Here is a 20,967-nt window from a genome sequence, read left to right as displayed (position 1 = left end):
GGAAGAAATGTTCTTATTTGACACAATTAGGGGAAAATAATACGGAATCGGGTCAGTCCGTCGGCATAGGTTCGCAAAGAGAATGTGCATCCATGACGCATCAGCACTTCGCGAATAAAGATGAGTCCGATTCCCTGACCGTTCGGTTTGGTGGAGAAGAAAGGACTGAACAGTTTAGCTTCTGTTTCTTTGCTGATTCCCTGACCGTTATCTATCACTTCAACAGTGGCCGGAGCGAGGGTGCGGACTATTATTTCCCCATCGGTTTCAATGCTTTCCGCAGCATTCTTGATGATATTCACAAGTACTTGTTCAAACAAAGCGGCATCCAGCATCACATCTTTCATGCTTTCGTCTATTTCCATGCGGAGGGTGATGCGACGGTCATTGCACATTCCTTCCATAAACCGCTTGCAGGTGAAAACCAAATCATTCAGGTTGACAGAAGAAAGTGTCGGCTCGGGGATTTTCACCACATCGGCAAAGCGGGTAATGAAACGACTCATCGAGAAACAACGGTCGGTACATACACGCATCACGTCGCAGATGTCTTCCATTCCTTCTTCGCAGGAAAGGGCTTGTTCTACCGTATCCAGTGTGGAAGTAATGCCGGCAGTCGTGTTGTTCACTTCGTGGGCAATCATGCGGATCACTTTCTCATAGGCTTTCTTTTCCGCTTTCATCACTTCGTCGGTGAGGGTTTCTACCAAGTAGAAGGGATGCTGAAATCCACGATCAACAAATGAAGAATGAGTGCACCGGTAGATATTCGAGTCGTTCAGACGGACGGTTACCGTCTCTCCTTTCGGCAGGTCGGCCAATTCCAGTGCTAACGGAGAATCAATCTCTTTCATCTTCTTGCCTTGTACGTCTTCCAAACGGACACCCAGCATCTTCAAAGCCATCGGATTCAATTCTGAAAGGTCTTCATCCAAAGAAGTTATAATCACTCCCATCGGAGAAGCTTTAATCAACAAATCGAGAAAATTATTCTGTTCACGCAGGCGGAGACGTTCATTCTTGAGCTGTTCCATCATGCGGTTGAAGATATTCACCACACGGTCGGCTTCATATTGACCTACAGGGCTAAGACGGCTACTGAAATCCTGTTCACGCAACAGTTCCATACCACTTCCGATTGTATTCAACGGCTTCACGATCTTACGATAGAAAAAGGTCAGATAAATGAGGATGAAAAGTATCAGCCCCTCCCCTATGTAGAAAAAGATTGCATTCAGTTGACTGGAAAGGAGCAGCAATACACTACCTAATGCCAGCAGCAAAAAGACCAAGATGTAAAAAAATCCTTTTATACGCACGTTATCTTATGGTTAACGGTTAATCTGTCACACTGTTATATTATATTTTTCGAGACGGCGGTAGAGTGCTGCACGACTGATACCCAATGCTGTAGCTACCTGACTCAAATTTCCTTTGTAACGTTCCAACGCCTGGAGAATGGTCCGGCGTTCTATTTCATCCAAAGTCATACCGGCCAAAGCCGCGCCTTCAGTTACTCTTGCACCATCGTGGCGAATATACTGCGCATCGAAGTCGGAAGCATCGAGAAGCGGTTTACCACTTACCAAAATGGTACGTTCCACCAAGTTCTTCAATTCACGAATATTCCCCGGATAGGGCAAACGGCTCAAGAATTGCATAGCATCGGCAGAGAATTCCGTACGAGGCAATCCGTTGGTTACCGCCTGACGGTCGGCAAAGTGACGTGCCAGCAAGGGAATATCTTCACGACGTTCGCGCAGGGCAGGTAATTTCACTGTTATCAGATTGATACGATAAAAGAGGTCTTCACGAAAAGTACGTTCGCCCACCATCTTGCGCAAATCGGCATTGGTGGCCGATACTACCCGGATATCCGTCTTTCGCGGACGGCTGTCACCAAGCACTTCAAAGGTCTGATCCTGCAATACACGCAGTAACTTCACTTGGCATGAAAGATCGAGATCTCCTATTTCATCCAGAAAAATCGTCCCTTTGTTTGCCATTTCAAAACGTCCGATACGGTCTGCGGAAGCATCGGTAAAAGCTCCTTTCTTATGCCCGAACATTTCACTTTCGAACAGGCTTTGAGAGATACCTCCAAGATTCACTTTCACAAAAGGGTGTTTGGCACGCTGACTGTTGATATGAATGGCTTCGGCTATCAATTCTTTACCGGTTCCACTTTCTCCTGTAATGAGAACAGAAGCATTAGTCTTTGCTATGCGGGCAATCGTGTTCAACACATCCATCAATCCCTGGCTACGCCCGATGATGTGGCTGCGGTTGAAAGAATCACTCTGTTCCAGTGTTGGTTCCTGTGGAATGCCCGAAAGTTGGAGTGCCGTTTCGATACGTTGCAACAAGGCGGCATTATTCCAGGGCTTCGTAATGAAATCAAAAGCTCCTGCCTGCATTCCTTGCACGGCAAGCTGGATACTTCCCCAAGCGGTCATCAATATCACTGGTGTTTCAGGACGGAATATTTTTACTTGTTTAAGCAGGGTTAAACCCTCCTCACCCGTTGTAGAAAGAGTGAAGTTCATATCCATCAGGATTAAATCCGGAGCTACGGAACGCACTACTTCTATAGCTTCCCGTGGACCGGGAACGGTCTGTGCTTCATATCCTGCCCGCTTCAACATGAAGCTAAGCGAAGAACGCACTGCGCTATCATCATCAATTATCAGAATCATAGTTCAATTTGAGTTTTGCCCAGTCAATTAACAACTTTTTCTCACACTTCAAAGGTACTAATAAATAGTTAGCTACCAAATGATTGATATATAAATCACGGAATACACGCCTCAATAATACAAGTTACGTAATAAAACTGTTATCTTATTATTGTATTTAAGATTTTCCACAAAATAATACTATTTCCAACAAGTTCCTCCATAAAATTCAAAAGCTTTTCTCTACCCTTTTTATTGCCGGATGATTTCATCAAAATCAGCTTCAAGTTCGGTATTGGTACGAAAATCCCATAGCGTCAGACTGCGAATCTGATAATAGTAATACCAATAATAATAAAGTTCGGAAATATGTTTCTGCCTCGCATCATCTTTAGAGTTCTGCGCATCATTCAAATCCAAAGTATTGATTTTACCTATCAGGAAAGTTTCAATACTTGTTTTATATCGTTGCTGGGCTATCGCATCGGCTTCTTTGGCTATGTCCAATTGTTGTGCCTGATTATTGAAATGCTCCACCAACAGGAAAATATCCTGATTGAAGTTTATCTGTTCCTGACGAATCTTTGAAAGCACTACATCCCGATTACTCTTGGCTACCCGTACTTTCCCACGACGTTTTCCCCAATCGAGAATCGGAATCTTAACGCCTACCTGAACAATCTGATTGTCCTGCAAATTCCTGTAAACAGCTGGAAAATTCCGGTTCTCACCCGTATATCCTACGCTTGCAAACAAATCGACACTACGCAAATTTCCGCGTGCGGTAGCTACTTCATAATCGGCTTCCAACTGGCGACGACGGATATTCTGTGCGAATGAATTACGTTCCAATGCTTTATTTAACACCTGATTATACTCCATCTTCGGCCCATCCACAGCTTCGGGAAGAACAGGACTAAGAACTTCATCCTCCCCTACTCCCAAAAATGCACGGAGCTGGAACATCTTGGCATTGAGATCACTCTCTGCTTCCGTCAATGCTGCTTTTGCATTTAAGGCGGAAAGTTTCAACTGCAAGAGTTCATTCTCGGAGATCTGTCCCATTTTACGTTTGGCAAGGGCTACTTCATAAAGGTGGTCGGCGTTTGTCTGATTCTGTTTCGCCGTGCCAAGATTTTCTTTTGCCAACAAAAGATTAAAGTAATAGGTGATGGCACGCATCGTCACTTCTTCGGTAGCAGTGATAAAAGCAGCTTTTGCTTCGGCATAACGAACCGGTTCGATACGTCTGTTCCACTTTATATTATTGACTCCAAAGATGGGTTGTGTGAGTTGCAATGTAACAGGAACCGACATAAAATGACGGTCTCCTCCGGCTCCCAATTGCTTGATATAGTCGAGAGAGGAAGTCAGCGAGAGTTTGCCACCGGTAAGCCAGATATTTTGGTCGATGGAAAGATCGCCGGTAAGCCCCAATGTGTTATTACGAACGAAACCATAAGAACCGTCCGAATTTTGATAGGAGCTATATGATTTGTTATAATTAGGTAGGGTTCCGGTCAGATTGACTTCTGGCAGAAGATCGGCACGAAAGGTACGGAATTCCCAATAGGCCGTTTTCAATTCATTCAAGGCAACAGCAGCGTCAACAGATTGAGCACGCGCCATAGCAATAGCTTCATTCAAGGTTATTTTCCTTTCCTTCTGTGCCAACAATACCAACGGCAGGCAAACGGCAACAAGAGCAAACAATATACTTTTCTTTTTCATCATGCACAGTATTTTCCACTATGAGAGAATCAAACGATGTGCCAAAGAAGTAAAGTTTTTATTATCAACAGATTAGAAAATAAGGAAAGTGTTCATTTTCGGACACTATGCCCAAAAGTGAACGTCCGATTATTCGCAGTAGTTAGGAAGGCGCACTGTGAAACGAGTGCCTTTACCTACTTCGGAGGTGACAGAGATGGTGCCATCCAGACGTTCGACGATGGTCTGGCAAATACTTAATCCCAAACCTGCTCCTTGCGTAAAATTATCGACTTTATAGAATCGTTCGAATATATGACGGATACCTTCTTTAGAAATACCGACTCCGGTATCCTCCACAAAGATGCGGGTGTAGTCGGGAACTTCATCATCTTCATAGCCGAAAGTAATGAAACCGCTACTCGTAAATTTAGCTGCGTTATTTATCAGATTATTCACGACTTGCTGCAAACGTACATTATCTGTTGTGAGATATTTCTTATCACTTTCGGGCATACGTAACACCAGCTCTACTCCCGGTGGCATATTCAAGCGTTGAGAATCATGGACGGTCTTTAATAACAGCGGCAGGTTATGCTCGGCGAACATAAATTCCATGGTTCCCGATTCGATACGTGACAAATCAAGAATATCATTAATCAAAGCCAACAACAGGCCGCAATTCTTATTAATGGTTCCGATAAACTGGGCAATCTCTTCTCCTGTAAAACCACTCGTATCGCTTAGCAAATCGGAGAAACCTACAATTGCATTCAGCGGAGTCCGAATCTCGTGACTCATGTTGGCAAGGAACGCCGATTTCAGTTTGTCAGCCTGGAGGGCTTTATCACGAGCCTCTCTCATCTCCTGCTCGGCAGTCTTATATCGCTGAATACTCTGACAAACACCTAATATATTGTACAATGAATCTTGTGTCAACCCCGTGATTACGGAAGAACGGTATTCCCACCATTCATACTCTCCGTTGACATTTCGCTGACGGAAGTTCAGACGGGTGTTGGAATCTTCCCCTGTCAATGCTCTATCAAACAACGGACTTATTTCTTTCAGATCTTCAGGATGGATAGTGCGATCCATTTCTTCACGGGGGATGGTAGTAACCGATTCATCGTATCCAAGCCGTTTCAAGAAACCTTGCGGGAAAATGAAACAGTTCGTTTCCATATCAAACTGCCACGGATATATGGAGCTTTCGTCCACTGCCATATCAAAGAAACGTTTCTGCATTTCTTCATCCGAAATATTCCGCGCAGAAAGTGCCATGCCGGTAATCACATCCTTTGAACGGATCGGAACAATTTCCCCCGACACCGGGAAGTACTTATCACTATGCACTTCTTTCATGAAAGCTCCCTGAGGTATCTTCACACTTTCTCCTTTTGAAGCTACCTGCTTCAGCATTCTATGAAGAATGTCCCGACCGTTATAATATATCTTGAAGATACTGCCTGCCATCATTCCTTCATAAAAACGCCCACCTGACTCATACGGCAAGTGAAGCATTTGTAATAAGGAACGGTTTGTGAAATGAATATGCAAATCAGTATCATACGTTATCACACCATCACGGATAGAATGAAATACATTATCGAACTCATTACGCTGTTCCACCAGTTTGTTCTGTACCAGCAAGCGGGTCTGTGCCTGAATCCGTCGTTTGGATTCACGCCGGTTAGCACGCATCAGCCACACGATAGAGGCTATCAACAATGCGAGGATAGACGGATAAAGAAGTATAAAAAGATATTTATATTTCTCCCAATATGGTTCATTGACTATGGTTCCGCTAGAGGATACTTTATCAGGATCGACATGGAAAAAATCTAATTGCTTGTAATCATAGATGAATCCCTGTGTAATTTCCGTCACTCCTATGTCCTTGGGAGATGTACCTTTCAAAATCAAAGCAGCTCTTTGAGCTGCCAATAATGCTGATGTATAGCTGTCGGCATCATAAGCACCAAACACGCCATTAGTCAGTCCCACATTCTGAGTTGAAAATACGGGCGCTTTTGAGTTTTTACCTACGAATGAAAGGAAAGGCGACCATTTAGGAGCAACGACCAAACGCTCGTAGCTGTTACGAGGGTAACAAATTGCGGCGATGATATGACTAGTCGTATGATTTTGGGTATTATAGATTTTCATCCTATAATCCGGGTTGTCTTTCTGAAAGATTTTCCACTCCTCCTCAAAATCTTCAAGCCCTTTGTTGCTTAAAAAGCTGTTATCTATCACACAAACAACTTCTTTCCGCCGGGGAAATATCTTTTGTGCCTGACGTAATATAACATCGAAATCCGGATTGGCAGTGAATCCGCAAACATTGGGATGAGTGTTAATCAATTTCGTGTCGGGATACTTAATACCGAAAAACACTACCGGAATCTGTAAAGGCAATGAATCCCCACATGCAAAAAGGGTATAAAAAGCTTCATCACTCGCTGTTACAATCAAATCTGTCTGCCTGTCGCGGGCACGCTGACAAAAACGACGCATGATTACTTTCTCGGAATTGAATGTCCAAAAATCTGCATCAAGATATTCCGTTGTTATGTTCACCTTCAGGCCACTCTCTTTAAATCCTTTTGCCAAGCCCTGATTAAGGTCACTATGCCAAGGGGTCTGCGAGGTGTAAGACTGTATAAAAAGGATATTGAATGTACGTTCCGCTGCCACCGCCTGAGTAAGAACAGCAAAAAACAGAACTATAAACATACAATAGTAGCGTCGATTCATATAATTAAAACCTGCGGTGTTTTCAATATTATGCCGACAAAGATACGTTAAATCTATTGAAAACAAATAGATAGCCTAAGTTTTTTATTCTTCGCGTAACGCTTCGGCAGGCTGTATGCGGATTGCCTGACGAGCAGGAAACCAAATACCAATGAGAATCATCAAAGCCATCAGGAAGTAGGTTATAATAAACGTGATTAGAAAACGCACTACTCCCCACTCTATAACCCCTCCAGTCAATTCCAGATAGCCTATATTATAACATATGGCGGCGGCAGGCAAAGCGGCCAGAGTCAATAATAGTAGTCCTTCTTTATTCAAACGCTGCCAAAGCTGCATCCGACTGGACCCGACTGCTATACGAAGCGCAGACTCGGCACGACGGTGTTGCGTACGAAACCAGAATGTGCCGACAATACCCAGCAGGATATTGAGTAATAAGAAGCCCATCATCCAGAAACGTACCTGTACCTGGTTATAGCTCTCTTGCTGGAAGTCATTTCGTATATCTTCATAATCATGCACTTTCAGGATGAACAAGTTGCCGACACTCAACTGGTTGGCGGACAATTTCATCAAATATTCCGCAAAGTCTTTGGAGGTCCCTGGTTTCACGCGCAGACATACTTCTATATTTGAAGGATAAAATTCTCCTTCCAGTTTCGCCATTTCCTTTTCCGTAAAAGCAATAGCCACATATCGATCACTATAATTAGCCCAGAAGTCATTATAACGTACCTTCGTTGACAAAGCTCCTATTTTATATACTTCCGTAGAATCATCCACATCAACTACTTCCTTACCCAACAGCATGCGGTCTCCTTTATATTTTTTGGGCCAGAAATTTTCACCGACTACCACATTGCCATTTTCTAAAGCCTGCACCAATGGCTGATAACCGCGTCCATCGGTACTTTGATAACGAAATACCTGAAAAAAATCGGGAGTCATCACCCGCTGCAACGGGTTACTAACCAATGTATCAAGACGCAGCATTATACCGGAATTATTTCCAATATAGGGACGCGAATTGCTGGATACAGAAACAGCTTCCACTTCCGGCAACCTCCGGAGACGATTGGCCAACTCGATGATATCTTGTCCTAAAGTTGTACTCTTTTGCTCTTTCGAAAGATAGGAATCACTCTTGTCGTTTTTCAGACTTAGCTCTAAATAATACGTATCGGTAATATCAAATCCTACTGGCTCGTAATAAGTACGCGCCGTCACATACGTCCAGTCGACCACATACCACAGGACAACAAAAACAATTAATAGTTCTGACCATAACCATCCGTTTGACCGGCGTTCATTCCATATTTGTTTTAATAGTTGCATTTTCTTTAGAATTAATGAGTTGAAGAATTATCTTTCGTTGATGGCATCCACAATATTGGTGCGAGTTACTTTCCATGCCGGAATGGCGGCACTTAGCAAATTGAGCAAGAAGCAAGCCAGAAATGCCAATAGGAACATGACAGGGTCAAACAGTAAGTCGACACACATGGTCCGCAAATCTTCCACCCCATTGGATACAAAGTCTATGGAGAAAAGCATTCCTCCCAAAAGGAAGGCAGCGACATAACTTAATACCAGTCCAAGAATTCCCCCGAACAGGGAATAAAGCATATTTTCGGACAATACCTGCATCATAAGCTCCCGTCTGGGTGCACCAAAGGCTTTTCTCACTCCTATTTCAGAAATACGCTTACGCATACGTGACAAAGTGAGTCCGGACAAGTTGACGGCAGGGACAATCAACAAGACAAGCAATGTCAGTATGTATTGCCGTACTGCTTCTTTCACAGCCGGAGGATTGTTGGCGGAATAGCGTTGCGCGGCTACGAAATAAGTATCAGGCTGTCCACGATAGAGTAAATCGAAATTGGGATGCCCTGCCATAAAGATAGCCCGCAAGCGGTCTGCTTCCTGATGAATAGCCGGAAAATCGTCTTTTGATTTAGCCAGAATGTAAACGGCAGTCATGCCCATGATATCGTCATTGCCCCAAGTTTCTGTAAAGGCATTTGTTGAACTCAAAGGAATCCAGGCTTGCGCATAAGCGTACTTCGCCAGTTTAGAGACCGGACGTACCACTCCGCAAACAATATAGGCAGAATGATTCAGAAGGAATGTTTTTCCAACCACTTCTGATGTCCCGAACAGGTGGCGAGCCATATCTTCGGAAATCACAGCTTTTGCTGCTCCGGCATCAAAATCGGCATTATCGTATGGTTTGCCGGATAGAAACTCAAATTCAAATATTTTCCAGAAGGCATCGTCTGTTTGCAACACACTACAACTTTTCATCTCACCTGCCGGTTTAGCGGCCAGCATTGTTTCCTGTGAAATGTTAGTAATGGAAACAACTTCGGGAGTTGTCATTGCTTTGAAACAAGCCTTTGCCGTATTGTATCCGATAGGGCCATTGCTTTGCCAATTCACGTTGGACTTACTTTGAAGTCCGACAAACCGGAAAATGAGCATCCGGTCACGATGGGTTTCCGGCGCAAAGGGAGTAATAGTCGCACGTAAAGTAATCACGATCACCATTATCATAGCAATAGCCAAAGCTGTACCAATAATGGAAATAGAAGAAAGCAGTTTATTTTCTCCCAACAGATGGAATGCTTGTTTAAAATAGAGTTTTATCATTATCGTTACCAGTATAGAGTTCAGTATATTTCTTACCCGTCTTTTTTATTCTTTTTCGATTAGGTTCCACAGGAGTTCGTCAAAGAACGTTCCACATTAGAAATTCCAGCCCTTCTTTGTTATATCCTTACATTTCAGGTTTTTGTGATTGATTTTACCAACACCATCCTTTTTAAAGAAAGCAGTATCAGCCTTACCCGATAAAGTGATATTTCCTACTCCATCCACTTTAGCCTTGATAATACCACAGTCAACATTCATTTTCATATTGCCTACTCCATCGACATCGAGTTTCAGTTCATCGCAATGAAGATTTTTCACGTTGCAATTTCCCACTCCGTCAAGTTTGAAAGCTATATTTTTAAGATTCAATTTTTCCTTTGCATCAAAGTTCCCTACCCCGTCGATTTTCACTTTACTCAAATCGGGAGCAGTTATGTAAAAAATCAGATTCTTGACATTCTTTGCATTCTTCTCTTTATAATCGATAACCAGTGTACCATTCTTCACCGTTACCCGGGTTTTCTCTACAAATTCGGAAGGTCCTTCCAAACGGCAGGTACATTCTGCCGATTGAGCGAAAATAATATTTCCGACAGATTGCAGGTTGATGGCAGAAAAGTCGCCTACATTATAATCTTTACTCACATTTTGTGCTGATAGCGAACAAAAAGCAGCACTTAACAGGATAGCTATCGCAATGATGAAAATATTCTTTGTCATGGTGGTTTTTAATTTAGAGATATATCAATTTGTTTTTCTATTTAGTTTCATGTATAAAACGCAGGTTCTACTGCACTTGTCGTCCGTCAAAAAAACGAATGGTACGCGAAGTCTGCTTCGCCTGTTCTTCATTATGGGTGACCATGACGATGGTGCGTCCATCTTCTTTATTCAACCGGTGAAGCAGCTCCATCACTTCGGCTCCCATCTTTGAATCCAAGTTACCTGTCGGCTCATCGGCAAGGATTATTTCGGGATTACCGATAATAGCACGGGCAATAGCCACACGTTGGCACTGACCACCGGAAAGTTGTGTAGGAAAATGTCTCATACGATGACTTAACCCTACTTTTTCCAATACCTCTTGTGCCAACCGCTTTCGCTCACTACTGCCAACACAACGATAAAGTAAAGGCAGCTCCACATTATCCATAACATTTAACGAATTAATCAAATGGAAAGACTGAAACACAAAACCAAGCGTTTTATTACGAAAAACGGCCAATTCTTTGTCTTTCATCCCTTCGGTACGTATCCCATTGATTTCTACCATTCCCATAGTAGGTGTGTCAAGTAATCCCATTATATTCAACAACGTAGATTTTCCACACCCGGAAGGTCCCATTATACTTAAGAATTCCCCACGTTCTACCGTCAGATTCACATTTTCCAACGCTACCGTTTCAATCTCATCAGTACGGTAGATTTTGGAAAGAGAGTTCAATGTTATCATAACTTCTAGTATTTAATTTATTTGATCTTCAACTTATTCTTGTTCTTATATGCACTCATATCGCTTACCACTACCCTGTCACCCGGTTGCAATCCACTCAAAACTTCTACATATTCAAAGTTTGAATCACCCAACTGTATTTTACGTTTGGCCAGTTCATCGTCAGAGTTGCAGACAAACAGTTCGTATTCACCACGTCCAACATAGAATGAGCCATTGGCAACACGCATCACATCCTCCTTTACAGCATTCATCACATAAACATCTGTCTTCAATCCGGAGCGCAGACGACGGTGATTATCTTCCTTCAACTGAACCGTGAATGATATGACGCCATTCTTGGATAACGGTGTTACACTACTGACCGTTCCTTCCAGTTTATCGCTTCCTATCTTAACAATTGCTTTTCCTCCGGCTGCCACACGGTCGCCATACGTATCAGCAATCTCGCCTTCTACCTTAAAATGACTTAAATCGGAAATGATAGCGACTTGCCCGCCTTCAGAAATCTGCGCACCAATCTGGTTATTAATATAGGTAAGAATAGCTCTGCGCGGAGAACGGATTTGCGCATCATCCAAAGTACGTTTCTTTTCGGAGAGACTCTTGCGGAAGATATTAAAATCAAGTTCCTGGACTTTCAGTTCGGCAGCCGCCACCTCCTTCTCATTTTTATATTGCTGCTGGAGTTGTTCGTACTCTAACTGGGCAACATGATAACTCAATTCAGCCTGGCGCACTTTATCCGTTGTTCCCGCACCAAGACTGTCCAGATAGTGTTCATTTCTCAACTCCACCTTCATCCGGTTTAATTTCATAGCCGAAACTTTAATCTGCATCGCCATATCGGAAAGCTTCGTCTGATTATTGACACGAAGCTGATCGAGCTTATACCGACGCATCTGCTCTTCGTCCAGCAACTTTTTATATTCGGTCTCCGTACTCTGAAGGTCGAGTTTCAGAATCGGAGTACCTACATCTACGCTATCTCCTCCTTTTTTATAAACTTCAAGAATACGACTGTTGATTGGAGAATTGATTATTTCTTCAAATGCAGGAACCACCTTGCCGGAAGCACTGACACTTACCTCAATAACTCCTTTATCGACTGTGGAAAAGACAAGATCTTTTGCCTCCACTCCTGCCCTTAGTACAGATATAAGTACACCAACGACAATAATACTTGCCGCTCCAATGGATGAATAACGAATGATCTTCTTATTACGCTCTTTCTGACGTACTTCTTTAGGAATTTCTCTGTCCATATCTGATCGTTTACGATTTTATCATGTATCAATTTAGCATTTCATATACCAAATCTATGCCAAAACCGTAAGTGATTGATAAATAGAATATAACAAAAAACAAAGGTGTCCGATATCGGACACCCTGTACGAATTTACCGTTCAGAATATGAATCTATCCACTTGTTGGCGGAATGTCAGTATACCTGGATAATGACGGATTGTCAACTACGGTATAATGACTTCTCATTTACTATTTTTTCTCTTGTCCGGAAGGTTCCCGGCTCTCCTGCGGAGAGTGTTGCTTCGGTTCCTGTATCAGTTCTTTTCCCCAATGATTAGTCTCCTCCAGCTTTTCACGATCACGAATTTCTTTTGCTTTACGGGCATAGACAATCATACGCATAGATTGATCGTAAGTGAAATAATTCCAGATCCAATTCAAGAGCACAATGACTTTATTACGCACTCCAAGGATAGAACGCAGATGAACAACCAGCCACATCACCCAGGCAAACCATCCCTGCATCTTTACTTTACTAAACTCTGCCACGGCACGATTGCGCCCGACAGTCGCCATCGAGCCCAGATTACGGTAATGGAAAGGTTTCATTTCCCGCCCTTTCTCTATACGAATCAGATTCTTTGCCAGCAGTTCTCCTTGCTGGATCGCCACTTGTGCGAGTTGAGGATGCCCGTTCGGGTAATTTTCATCAGCCAACTGAATACATTGGTCACCAATAGCAAACACATTGCTCATCCCTTCTACACGGTTGAATGAATCGACTTTAATACGTCCTCCACGTCCAATCAAAGAGGCATCCAGATTGCCGATAGTCACACCGGTGACACCACTCACCCAAATAAAAGTACGCGTGGCAATCTCTGTACCATCTTCAAGTACTACTTTATGGTCACGATAATCCACAACACGTTTATTCAACAGGATATTTACTCCCATTTCACGAAGAAACTGTTCAGCGTGTGCAGAAGATTCTTCCGACATTCCGGCAAGCAATCGCGGCCCGGCTTCAATCAAATAGATATGCATCAGACTGCTGGGCATATCAGGATAATCATTCGGCAAGACGAATTTCTTCATCTCGGAAAGTATTCCGGCTATTTCTATTCCGGTTGCTCCACCTCCTACAATTACGATATTCAGTAGTTCTTGTTGTTCCTGTTTCGTTGAACAGGTCAGCGCCCGTTCCAGATTAGCCAAAAGAGCGTTTCGCAATCCCATCGCTTCTGACACATTTTTCATTGGCATGGCTTCCTCTTCGATATGTTTATTACCGAAATAGTTGGTTGTGGTACCTGCCGCTAACACCAGATAGTCATATTCCGCTTTTCCGATGGAAGTCTGAATCATATTCTTTTCCGGGAAAATGGCACGTACTTCCGCCATACGGAAATAGAAATCTTTCCGGTGCTGGAATATTTTACGGAAGGGGAAAGAGATGGAAGTTGGCTCCATACCGGCCGAGGCCACCTGATAAATCAAAGGAGGAAACTGATGATAGTTGTTTTTATCTATCAGTACAACCTGAAAGCCTGACTTTTTCAGCTTGTTAGCCAGTTTCAAGCCACCGAAACCACCGCCTACTATGACGACACGTTTCTTATTAGTTTTTGTAATGTTAAGACTCATATTCTAATCATGTTTTATCCAGATAATAACACATGAATGAGTCATTAAGTTTTCGAAATTCGAAACTTTTGAGAGAAGTCTCTATCGCAGACGCAAACGGTCTCCTATCTCCGGAACATACTCACCATCCTTACGATTCATCTTATACAGATTTTTGAGACGGATACCATATTTTTGAGAGATGCCATGCATGGAATCTCCATCCTTCACAACATATACAGTATAAGGTTTGGAAGCCTTTTTCTTCTTGCTCTTCAGGTAGATGATATCTCCTTCCACCAGAGTATAATCACGCTGCAAGTCGTTGTACTTCACAAGTTTCTTCCAACTAATATCAAATTCGTTGCCTAAATCTTTAAAGGTATCACCGTTGCGGGCTACCACATAAGCGATATCATTAGCGATATACACTTGATGCGGGTTCATCAACCAAGGATTCTTTTTCAGTTTCCGTTCCGAATATACCCCCTTACGGTCGTATTTATACAGGTCATAATCTTCGATAATTGTAATCAGACGGTTAGCATAAGAAGGATCGGTAGCATAGCCTGCTTTTTTCAGTCCACGCGCCCAGCCTTTATAGTCGGTAATATCGAGTTTGAAAAGAAAGGCGTAACGGGCACCTCTTCTAAGGAAGTCAGAATGATCTTCGTAAGAGTCACGGGGATGCTTATAAGCACGGAAACATTCGTTGCGTGCATCATCATCATGACGAACCGTACGTCCCCGCCAGCTGCTTCCACATTTAATACCAAAATGGTTGTTGCTCTTTCGCGCCAACTGGCTATATCCGGCACCGCTTTCCAGCAATCCTTGTGCCAGCGTGATACTAGCCGGAATCTTATGAAGCTTCATCTGTTCAACAGCCAAATCACTATACTTATTTATATATTCGATGTAACGGGCATTCCGCTTCTGCGCCTGCACTCCTACGGCAAAGAAGAAAACGACGGTTAAAAAGATAAGTCTATGCAGTTTATTCTCCATTTTTATTCAGATGTGGATTAGATGGCACAAAAATCCGAAAAATAATTGGGATTATCAATCTCTTTCCTAACTTTGTAACATTAATTGTAGAAACCAATACCCTGACGTATATGAAAGACCTCACAATTACCGCTATTATTAAAGTATATCAATATGATGAGTTGAATGAGGCCGATCGGGCACTTATGAAGACTGCCATGGAGGCAACAGCTCGTAGTTATTCTCCGTACTCCCATTTCTCCGTAGGTGCCGCCGCGCTATTAGGCAACGGGACGGTGGTGACAGGAACCAATCAGGAAAATGCGGCCTATCCGTCGGGACTTTGTGCAGAACGTACTACATTATTCTATGCCAACTCTCAATATCCCGACCAACCGGTTGTCACTCTTGCCATTGCGGCACGAACGGAAAAGGACTTTATCGACCATCCGATTCCTCCCTGCGGGGCTTGCCGGCAAGTGATTCTGGAAACGGAAAAGCGTTACAAACAGCCCATCCGCATCCTATTATATGGCAAAGAATGTATCTACGAAGTAAAAAGTATAGGCGATCTACTGCCATTATCATTTGACGCATCAGCAATGGAGGATTAATTATGTTACAACAATATCACACGAAACTAAAAGGGACACTCGCACTTACAGACTCTTATCTGACAGAAAAAGCACTGCAAAAAGAAAAAGGGCTTTATAAATTTATATGGGTACGCAACGGAAGCATCACGGTAGAAATCGACCACCAGGAAATGACGCTTACCAAAGATGAAGTGATTTCACTCACCCATCTGCAACATCTCGAATTTAAATCGATTGACGGCGAATACCTGACTTTGTTGTTCAACAGCAATTTCTATTGTATCTATGGCAACGACCATGAAGTGTCATGCAGCGGTTTCCTGTTCAACGGCTCATCTCACCTGATCCGTTTCACACTGAATGAAAAAGAACGTAAAGAACTCGACACTATTACCGAAGCACTGGAAAACGAATTTACTGTTTCCGACAGCCTGCAGGAAGAGATGTTGCGCATCCTGCTGAAACGTTTCATTATTCAATGTACCCGGATTGCACGTCATCGCATGAATATCACCCGTGAAAAAGAATCCGGCTTCGAGATTGTCCGCCAATACTATAACTTGGTCGACGAGCATTACCGGACAAAAAAACAGGTACAGGACTATGCCGATATGCTTCATAAATCTCCCAAGACACTATCGAACATCTTTTCTACCTGCAAACTGCCTTCGCCGCTTCGGGTTATCCACGAACGGGTGGAAGCGGAAGCTAAACGTCTCCTGCTTTACAGCAACAAAAGTGCCAAAGAAATTGCCGATATTCTGGGATTTGAAGACCAGGCTTCATTCAGCCGTTTCTTCAAAAATATGACCGGACAGAGCGCCGTGCAATTCAGAAATACACAGGAAGGGAAAAATTGATAAGGTATACGGAAGTATTGCTATTTGGGGGGTAGTGGGAATGGACGACCTTTGCCACATAAGATAAACCCATTAAAACCCCAACAAAATGAAAGAGAAATTGATCGCTTTACTGACCTTCACTTCAAGTCTGAAAAGTTTTGGTATTAAATTTATCCGCGTTGCCATCCTGGTAGTATTTGTATGGATAGGCGGATTGAAGTATTTCCACTATGAAGCCGACGGGATTGTTCCGTTTGTAGCCAACAGTCCTTTTATGAGTTTCTTCTATGCTAAAGGTGCACCCGAATACAAAGAACATAAAAATGCGGAGGGTGCTTTCGTCCCGGAAAATCGTGCATGGCACGAAGCAAACCGCACTTATACTTTCTCTTACGGACTGGGAGCTCTTATTATGAGCATTGGCATACTGGTATTCCTGGGAATCTTTTTCCCAAAAGTGGGATTGGCAGGCGACACCCTGGCTATTATCATGACGCTCGGAACACTTTCTTTTCTTGTCACCACCCCGGAAGTCTGGGTCCCCGACTTGGGAAGCGGAGAATTCGGTTTCCCGTTACTGTCCGGTGCAGGACGGTTGGTGATTAAAGACATTGTGATCCTGGCCAGTGCCGTAGTGTTATTATCCGACTCGTCACAACGCGTACTCAAAACACTTAAAAAAGACTAAGACAACCACTAAAGAGGATTCTGACTTCTTGCCATTGCGGAACAAATCGTATTTTCAGACTGTTATATAGTCTCATACGAATCGTTAATACAAGAAGTTATGAAACAATATGATGCAATTATTATAGGATTCGGCAAGGCAGGGAAAACCCTGGCTGCCGAACTTTCCAACCGCGGATGGCAAGTGGCCATCGTAGAACGTTCCAACATGATGTATGGAGGAAGCTGTCCGAATGTAGCCTGTGTCCCAACAAAGACACTGGTGCATGAAGCCGAGGTTTCCGCTTTGCTTTACCACGATGATTTTCCGAAGCAGGCGAATATGTACAAACAGGCCATCGGCCGAAAGAACCGCCTCACTTCCTTTCTTAGGAATGATAATTACGAAAGACTAAGCAAACGTCCTAATGTGACTATCTACACCGGGATGGGTTCTTTTATATCCGCGAATACTATAAAGGTAACACTACCTGAAGGATATATCGAGCTGCAAGGAAAAGAGATTTTTATCAATACGGGGTCTACTCCTATTATCCCGGCAATAGATGGCATTCAGCAAAGTCAGCATGTATATACCAGTAGCACGCTTCTGGACTTAAGCGTACTTCCTCATCACCTGATTATCATAGGTGGAGGATATATCGGACTGGAGTTCGCTTCTATGTATGCCGGTTTCGGCAGTAAAGTGACGATACTCGAAGGAGGAAACAAATTTATGCCTCGTGAAGATCGGGATATTGCAAACAGCGTCAAAGAAGTGATGGAGAAGAAAGGTATTGAAATCCATCTGAACGCTCGTGCGCAGTCTATCCATGACACGAATGACGGAGTGACACTGACTTACTCGGACATATCCGACGGTACTCCTTATTATGTAGATGGAGATGCCATTCTTATCGCAACGGGACGTAAACCGATGATTGAGGGATTGAATCTGCAAGCAGCGGGTGTAGGAGTTGATGCTCACGGAGCTATCATCGTAAACGATCAGTTACGCACTACTGTTCCTCATATATGGGCAATGGGAGATGTGAAAGGCGGATCGCAATTTACATATCTCTCGCTGGATGATTTCCGGATTATCCGTGACCAGCTCTTCGGCGACAAGAAACGTGATATCGGAGACCGTGATCCTGTGCAATATGCAGTGTTTATTGATCCGCCATTGGCACATATCGGAATCAGTGAAGAAGAAGCTCTGAAAAGAGGATATTCATTTAAGGTTTCCCGGTTGCCGGCTTCCTCCATCGTCCGTACCCGTACATTGAGGCAGACTGATGGTATGCTAAAAGCTATCATCAATAATCATAACGGGAAGATTATGGGCTGTACTCTATTCTGCGCCGATGCTTCAGAAATCATCAATATCGTAGCTATGGCGATAAAAACAGGGCAAACCTCTACATTCTTGCGCGATTTTATCTTCACGCATCCCAGTATGAGTGAGGGATTAAATCAACTGTTTGATGTATAAGAATAAGAAAGAGTATAACTCATTTCTAAAACAGAGCCTCTGAATAGGATAAACAGAGGCTCTATTTGTAGTAATCGAAGGCTCTGAATGAGGTAAACGGAACCTTTAAATAAATGAAATTCATTTTTTTCAACTTCAACAGAGTAAAATCTAATAGAAAGTGTTATCTTTGCAGCCAAGTTAAACTATATACCTACCGCAATGAGAATTACTAAGTAAGACAACACTTCTAAGTAAACATCACTTTTCTTATATGCTTTTTCTATTTTGTTAAGCATCACGAAATCCGTGTTGTTTAGCCAGTATTGTGTTTGTCGTTCCCCTATCCTGTGATTTTTTTCACTCTATTTTCAACCTCAAACCCAATAGATCATCATGTCTATCAGTATCCAACAAATCAGCTATATCCATCCGGATAAAGAAGTATTATTCAGTGACCTCAATTTCGCCATCAGTAAAGGGCAGAAATTGGGATTAGTCGGTAACAATGGCTGTGGCAAGTCTACTTTGCTACAAATTATTGCCGGACAGTTATCACCCTCTTCCGGTGTCATTGTCCGCCCGAACGACCTATATTATATCCCGCAACATTTCGGGCAATATGATTCACTGACCATCGCACAGGCTCTTCAAATAGAGCGCAAACAGCAAGCTCTGCACGCTATCCTGGCAGGAGATGTCTCAAACGAGAATTTCACCATTCTAAATGATGACTGGAATATCGAAGAACGTTCCATCGCCGCTCTCGATTTATGGGGATTAGGACAGTTTACGCTATCCTACCCGATGAATCTGCTTAGTGGTGGTGAAAAGACCCGCGTATTCCTGGCAGGTATGGACATTCATCATCCATCTGTCATACTTATGGATGAACCGACCAACCATCTCGACTCTTCCGGCAGACAACGTTTATATGACTGGGTAGAAAAATATCGTTCCACCCTGTTGGTGGTAAGTCATGACCGTACTCTGCTCAATCTTCTCCCCGAAATTTGCGAATTGGAGAAGCATCAAATCAATTATTATGGCGGAAATTACGAATTCTACAAAGAACAAAAAACGCTGATGCAGGAAGCATTGCAACAACGCATTGAAGAAAAAGAAAAGGCACTACGTATTGCCCGTAAAGTGGCTCGCGAAACGGCCGAACGCAGGGACAAACAGAATGTACGCGGCGAAAAGAGTAATATAAAAAAAGGAGTTCCACGCATTGTATTGAACGCACTCCAAGGGAAATCCGAGAAGAGCACTAGTAAACTGACTGGCGTTCATCAGGAGAAAGCCGAGAAGTTAACAAATGAACGCAACCAGCTTCGAGGTTCGCTCTCTCCGACTGCGGCATTAAAAACCGATTTCAACAGTTCCTCGCTTCATACCGGGAAGATATTAGTGACAGCAAAAGAGATTAACTTCAGTTATCATTCCAATTCGATTAACAATGATATTCAGGAAAATAGTATCTCAAAACAACAGCTTTGGCAAGCTCCTGTCAGCTTTCAGCTAAAGAGCGGAGACCGCCTCCGTATAGAAGGAGCCAACGGTAGCGGGAAAACAACTCTATTGAAATTAATCACCGGCCAACTTCAACCACAGGAAGGAACCCTGACACGGACGGACTTTAGCTATGTCTATTTGAATCAAGAGTATTCGATCATTGACGACCGGAACAGTATTCTTGAACAGGCTTACGCTTTCAACAGCCGGAATCTGCCGGAGCATGAAATAAAGATTATTCTAAACCGTTACTTGTTTCCTGCATCCGAATGGGACAAATCCTGCCGGAAACTTAGTGGTGGTGAGAAAATGCGTCTCGCTTTCTGCTGTCTGATGATTAGTAACAATACCCCTGATATGTTTATCCTGGATGAACCTACCAACAATTTGGACATACAAAGTATTGAAATTATCACCGCTACTATCAAAAATTATGCAGGTACTGTGATAGCAATCTCACACGACAATTATTTTATTCAGGAAATTGGTGTCGAACAATGCATTTTATTGAGTTAGTCTATTGATATTTTATCCAGGGCAACCGCACCAAAATTTAATTCATATCCGCACAGTTTTGAATAAAATAATGGAGTATTCTGGAAACGTTGTGGTAAATCTGAAAAAGATGATTGAGTTTTTAAGATTCCCCGTTATCTTTTTATTATAAGATATGGGTCAAAGGTGAGGGGTGGTGAGGGTAGATTTATAACCTTTTATTTTATTATTTTCTATACTATCTCCTTTTTTATCTATAAAA

Annotated in this window: 16 protein-coding genes; 5 read left to right on the top strand and 11 right to left on the bottom strand. The window is 42.9% G+C overall.

What is annotated here, in order from left to right:
• Window positions 1-26: 26 nt before the first annotated feature.
• The 11 genes from I2I04_RS12345 to I2I04_RS12295 form a co-directional block, all read right to left on the bottom strand.
• Window positions 27-1,319, bottom strand: a complete 1,293-nt coding sequence (locus tag I2I04_RS12345) for a sensor histidine kinase (RefSeq protein ID WP_195655129.1) — start codon at window positions 1,317-1,319, stop codon at window positions 27-29.
• A 27-nt stretch (window positions 1,320-1,346) separates the two neighbouring features.
• Window positions 1,347-2,696 carry a sigma-54-dependent transcriptional regulator gene (locus I2I04_RS12340; protein ID WP_195655128.1) on the bottom strand — a complete coding sequence of 450 codons (1,350 nt, stop codon included), beginning with the start codon at window positions 2,694-2,696 and terminating at the stop codon, window positions 1,347-1,349.
• 231 nt (window positions 2,697-2,927) lie between these two features.
• Window positions 2,928-4,406: a TolC family protein gene (locus I2I04_RS12335; protein WP_195655212.1), complete on the bottom strand. Its 1,479-nt coding sequence runs from the start codon at window positions 4,404-4,406 to the stop codon at window positions 2,928-2,930.
• Window positions 4,407-4,535: 129 nt separating this feature from the next.
• Window positions 4,536-7,145 (bottom strand): PAS domain-containing sensor histidine kinase, encoded by a 2,610-nt coding sequence (locus I2I04_RS12330; protein WP_195472628.1) that lies wholly within the window; start codon window positions 7,143-7,145, stop codon window positions 4,536-4,538.
• 84 nt (window positions 7,146-7,229) lie between these two features.
• Window positions 7,230-8,483 (bottom strand): ABC transporter permease, encoded by a 1,254-nt coding sequence (locus I2I04_RS12325; RefSeq protein ID WP_195472626.1) that lies wholly within the window; start codon window positions 8,481-8,483, stop codon window positions 7,230-7,232.
• 27 nt (window positions 8,484-8,510) lie between these two features.
• The gene (locus I2I04_RS12320) at window positions 8,511-9,800 is read right to left on the bottom strand and encodes an ABC transporter permease (protein WP_195655127.1); all 1,290 of its coding nucleotides are present in this window, start codon (window positions 9,798-9,800) and stop codon (window positions 8,511-8,513) included.
• A 96-nt stretch (window positions 9,801-9,896) separates the two neighbouring features.
• Entirely contained in the window at window positions 9,897-10,523 is a 627-nt protein-coding gene (locus I2I04_RS12315) for a GIN domain-containing protein (RefSeq protein WP_195472622.1), read from the bottom strand.
• Window positions 10,524-10,590: 67 nt separating this feature from the next.
• The gene (locus I2I04_RS12310) at window positions 10,591-11,256 is read right to left on the bottom strand and encodes an ABC transporter ATP-binding protein (protein WP_195655126.1); all 666 of its coding nucleotides are present in this window, start codon (window positions 11,254-11,256) and stop codon (window positions 10,591-10,593) included.
• Between the two features lie 17 nt (window positions 11,257-11,273).
• A complete protein-coding gene (locus tag I2I04_RS12305; protein WP_195655125.1) occupies window positions 11,274-12,521 on the bottom strand; it encodes an efflux RND transporter periplasmic adaptor subunit in 1,248 nt (415 codons plus the stop codon).
• A gap of 232 nt (window positions 12,522-12,753) precedes the next feature.
• Window positions 12,754-14,151, bottom strand: coding sequence for an NAD(P)/FAD-dependent oxidoreductase (locus I2I04_RS12300; protein ID WP_195655124.1), 1,398 nt, complete (start codon window positions 14,149-14,151; stop codon window positions 12,754-12,756).
• Between the two features lie 81 nt (window positions 14,152-14,232).
• A complete protein-coding gene (locus tag I2I04_RS12295) occupies window positions 14,233-15,138 on the bottom strand; it encodes a glucosaminidase domain-containing protein (protein ID WP_143259504.1) in 906 nt (301 codons plus the stop codon).
• A 110-nt stretch (window positions 15,139-15,248) separates the two neighbouring features.
• Here I2I04_RS12295 and cdd point away from each other — a divergent pair, with 110 nt between their 5' ends.
• From cdd to I2I04_RS12270, 5 genes are all read left to right on the top strand, one after another.
• A complete protein-coding gene (cdd, locus tag I2I04_RS12290; RefSeq protein ID WP_143259503.1) occupies window positions 15,249-15,731 on the top strand; it encodes a cytidine deaminase in 483 nt (160 codons plus the stop codon).
• Window positions 15,732-15,733: 2 nt separating this feature from the next.
• Window positions 15,734-16,573: an AraC family transcriptional regulator gene (locus I2I04_RS12285; protein ID WP_008025757.1), complete on the top strand. Its 840-nt coding sequence runs from the start codon at window positions 15,734-15,736 to the stop codon at window positions 16,571-16,573.
• Window positions 16,574-16,661: 88 nt separating this feature from the next.
• Complete coding sequence (locus tag I2I04_RS12280) at window positions 16,662-17,243, top strand: DUF417 family protein (RefSeq protein WP_195472614.1); 582 nt, start codon at window positions 16,662-16,664, stop codon at window positions 17,241-17,243.
• Between the two features lie 99 nt (window positions 17,244-17,342).
• On the top strand, window positions 17,343-18,716 hold the full coding sequence (locus I2I04_RS12275; protein WP_143259501.1) for an FAD-dependent oxidoreductase: 1,374 nt from the start codon (window positions 17,343-17,345) through the stop codon (window positions 18,714-18,716).
• A gap of 375 nt (window positions 18,717-19,091) precedes the next feature.
• Complete coding sequence (locus tag I2I04_RS12270) at window positions 19,092-20,726, top strand: ABC-F family ATP-binding cassette domain-containing protein (RefSeq protein ID WP_195655123.1); 1,635 nt, start codon at window positions 19,092-19,094, stop codon at window positions 20,724-20,726.
• Window positions 20,727-20,967: the final 241 nt, after the last annotated feature.

It is taken from the genome of Bacteroides sp. 1001136B_160425_E2, from assembly GCF_015559655.1.
GTDB classification, from domain to species: domain Bacteria; phylum Bacteroidota; class Bacteroidia; order Bacteroidales; family Bacteroidaceae; genus Bacteroides; species Bacteroides luhongzhouii.
This window is presented reverse-complemented; position numbering and strand designations above follow the sequence as displayed.